The organism is Rhizorhabdus sp., from assembly GCF_018006725.1.
In the GTDB taxonomy this organism is placed as follows: Bacteria; Pseudomonadota; Alphaproteobacteria; order Sphingomonadales; family Sphingomonadaceae; genus Rhizorhabdus.
In genome coordinates, this window is sequence record NZ_JAGMXV010000361.1 from 1 (window position 1) to 3,838 (window position 3,838).

Consider the following 3,838-nt stretch of genomic DNA (forward strand, 5'->3'; position numbering starts at 1 on the left):
TATTTCATCGGCGGCGTGATCAAGCATGCCAAGGCGCTCAACGCCTTCACCAACCCGACGACCAACAGCTACAAGCGCCTGGTCCCGGGTTACGAAGCTCCCGTTCTGCTCGCCTATTCGGCCCGCAACCGCTCGGCCTCGTGCCGCATCCCCTATGGCACCGGTGCCAAGGCGAAGCGCGTCGAGTTCCGCTTCCCGGACGCGATGGCGAACCCCTATCTCTGCTATGCGGCGCTGCTGATGGCTGGTCTCGACGGCATCGAGAACAAGATCCATCCGGGCGAGGCGATGGACAAGAACCTGTACGACCTTCCGCCGGAAGAGCTGGCCCAGGTTCCGACCGTCTGCGGCTCGCTGCGCGAAGCGCTCAACTCGCTCCAGGCCGACCACGCCTTCCTCACCAAGGGCGGCGTGTTCACCGAGGACCAGATCGAGTCCTATATCGAGCTCAAGTGGCCGGAAGTCGCCCGTTGGGAGATGACCCCGAGCCCGGTCGAGTTCGACATGTATTTCTCGAACTGATCTTAGCCTTTGCCGGCACAGGAAAGGGCTCCGGGGCTTCGGCTCCGGGGCCCTTTCTCTTTTGGCACGCCTCGGCGGGTTGCCAGCGTCCGCCCGCAAGCCTAAGGCGCCACTGGATTTTTCGATGAACGCTCCCCAGACCTTCCAGGACGAGAATATGTCCCACGGCTTGCCCTTCGGCGAGTTCGTGGCGCTGATGGCCTCGCTGATGGCGGTCAATGCGCTGGGGATCGACATCATGCTGCCCGCGCTCGGCCGGATCGGATCGGAGCTGGGGGTCGCCATCGAGAATCATCAGCAACTCGTGGTGGCGGTCTATATCGGCTGCTTCGGCTTCGGCCAGTTGATCTTCGGCCCCCTTGCCGATCGCTTCGGCCGTCGTCCGGTACTCTTCTCGACGCTCGGCATCTACGCGGTCACCAGCTTTGTCGCGGCCCATGCCGGCAGCTTCGACCTGCTGCTGATCTCGCGCGGCTTGCAGGGTTTCGTGGCCGCTTCGACCCGTATCCTGTCGATCTCGATCATCCGCGATTGCTATGCCGGACGGCGCATGGCGCGGGTGACGTCGCTCTGCTTCATGGTGTTCCTGGCCGTCCCGATCGCGGCGCCGACATTGGGCGAACTGATCCTGCTCGTGGCGCCATGGCACTGGATCTTCTATCTGCTCGGCGGCTTCAGCCTGTTCGTCTGCACCTGGGCTGCGGTCCGTCTGCCCGAGACACTGACGCCCGCCAATCGCCGGTCGATCGGCGTCGGATCGATCCTGCAGGCGACGCGGATGACGCTCGGCGATCGCTGCTCGCTCGGCTATGCACTCGCTTCAGCCGTGATCTACGGCGGCCTCGTCGGCTTCCTCAACAGCGCGCAGCAGATTTTCGCCCACAGCTTCAACGCCCCCCAGTATTTCGCGCCCGGCTTTGGCCTGATCGCGGGCATGATGGCGATCGCCGCGCTGATCAATTCCCGCATCGTCGAGCGGCTGGGCACACGGCTGGTTTCGCATAGCGCGCTGGTCGCGATGATCGTGCTTTGCCTTGTCCGTCTCGCGATCGTGAGCAGCGGTCACGAGACGATCTGGACCTTCGCCATCATGCAGGGGACGACGATGTTCCTGTTCGGCCTGACCGGATCCAATTTCGGGTCGATGGCGATGGAGCGCATGGGCACGATCGCCGGCACCGCCGCCTCGATCCAGGGCTTCATGCAGAGCGTCGTCGGTACGCTGATCGGGCTTGCCATCGGCCAGTCCTTTCAGGGAACCACCCTGCCCCTTACCCTCGGCTTCCTGCTGGGCTCGTCGGCGGCTCTGGGGATCGTACTGCTGGCCGAACGGGGCAAGCTGTTCCGGGCGCATAATCCTCAGCCGGTCGGGCGCAGCTGAACGACGGCCTGGCAGGGGCCGCCACCTCACCTCAATAATCCTTGGACACCCGCACACTCGCGCTCTGGCGGCCGATGGTCGAGATGCTCGACAGCAGCGACAGCCATCGGGTCAGTTGGAATTCGATCCGCGTCGCCGAATAGCCCTGCCCGTCGCTGATCACCTCGACGAAGGTGCGCCGGCCGATATATTTGCCGGCTGCGATCGAGGTGCCGATGCCGATCGTCGGATCGGCCGGCAGGATGCGCAGCCGATCGAGACCGGCCGCCTTGCGCACCACGTTGATCGGATTGAGCCCGCCGCCATTGCCGCGCAGCGAACCGACGGCAGCAGCCAGCTGGAGCGCCTCGGGTGCCGAAAGATTGGTGATCGAGGTACCGAACAGCAGGCGCGACAGCAGTTCGTCCTCGGGTAGCGCCGGAATACTCGTGAAGCTGATCTCTGGCTTCTGACCCGTGCCGGCGACGCCGATCGTCGCGCTGACGCCATTCAGATTGGCCTTGGCGGTGATGTCGAGCAGCGGATCGGGCGGTGTTTCGCCGAGAAAGCGGATCGCCCCACGATCGAGATCGAAGCGGCGTCCGGCAAATTCATACCCCCCCCGAACCAGATCCATCCGGCCGCGGATCGATGGATTTTCGATCGTCCCGCCGAGATCCAGCTGACCGCGCCATTCGCTGTCGAGACCCAGACCCGACACGGTCAGCTGGTTGCGCGCGGCCATCTTGATGTCGAGCTTCCACGGCGCCCGACGGCGGACCTCATTCTCGTCATCCGGACGGTTGAGCTCGACCGTCGCAAATTGCGGGATCGTCGCGACCGTAGCAGCGCGCCCGAGCTGGAAGCGGCCTTTGACCAGTCGGACATCGCCCGAAATGGTCCCGCCATTGCCGTTGGATACGAAGCGCACCGGCCCTGTCACCGTGGCGCCGATGTCATCGCGGTTGATCAGTTGAGCATCGTTGGCATCGATTGCCACGTCCATGCCCAACCCCGCTTCGGCGGACAGGTCGAAACGCGCCTTGCCGGTGATCGTACCATCACCGCGCGTACGGCCCTTGAGCGAATCGATCAGCAGGGTCGAGCCATCGAACCGCCCGTTGGCGGCGATATTGGTTATAATCGTACCCGAAACCGCGCTTTCGAGCCGCGCCTGGGTCGATCGCAACGTTCCGCGAATGACCGGATTGGCGCCGGTTCCGCTGATATCGGCCCCGATCGCGATCGGCCCCGACAGGTCGATCGTCTCGACCCCGAACAGGCGCCAGGGCATGTCTGCCGGCCCGCCATAGCGAAGCTGGGCAAAGATCCTTCCCGCGAGGAGACGGTCGTCGAGCGCACCCGAAGGCGGAATGTTGGTAATGCGCGCCTGCGCGCGCCCGATCACCTTGCCGCCACTCGACACCACGGCGCGCGCGGCAGCGACATTTTCGGTCAGAACGGCGGCAAGGCCAACATCGGCCGGCCGGGAGGTCAGGACCAGCCCAGACCGCGACAGTCCCTTGATCGTCAGTTTGGCGCGCCCGGTCGGTATGCGGGCACCGCGCTGCAGCCGATAGTCGACATCGCCCGTTGCAACACCCGACAAACCGAGTTGCGGGTAGAACATGTCGAGCACCGACAGCGGCATCGACTGGACCACCGCATGGACTTCGTTCGCGGCCCCGCCGAAACGCCCCGCGAACGTCGCCCGCCCATTGGCGAAACTCAGCCCAACCGGATCGAGGCGCCAGGCGTCACCATCACGACGAAGGACCGCCGCGTCTTCGAGCTTGACCGCCTTGCGGTCGATCATCCCTTCGGCGGCGAGCGACAGGCGATCGGGAGCGAAACCCAGCCTCGTCGTCAGCTGGAATCCGCGTCCGCGCGAACCGGCGATATTAGCGTCGATCGTGCCGCTGCCCCCCCGCGCCGCCAGCGTCGCGCGCGTACGCC

The 3,838-nt window shown here is 65.0% G+C and carries 2 protein-coding genes and 1 pseudogene; 2 read left to right on the plus strand and 1 reads right to left on the minus strand.

Going from position 1 to position 3,838, the window contains the following annotated elements; translation table 11 throughout:
• Together glnA and KAY22_RS25990 are read left to right on the plus strand one after the other, a co-directional pair.
• Window positions 1–522: pseudogene (glnA, locus tag KAY22_RS25985) on the plus strand (glutamine synthetase); the annotation flags it as partial.
• A gap of 124 nt (window positions 523–646) precedes the next feature.
• Window positions 647–1,903 (plus strand): multidrug effflux MFS transporter, encoded by a 1,257-nt coding sequence (locus tag KAY22_RS25990; RefSeq protein WP_296625993.1) that lies wholly within the window; start codon window positions 647–649, stop codon window positions 1,901–1,903.
• Window positions 1,904–1,934: 31 nt separating this feature from the next.
• Here KAY22_RS25990 and KAY22_RS25995 read toward each other — a convergent pair.
• Window positions 1,935–3,838 (minus strand): translocation/assembly module TamB domain-containing protein (locus KAY22_RS25995; protein WP_296625994.1); only part of this gene is annotated, 1,904 nt, incomplete at its 5' end.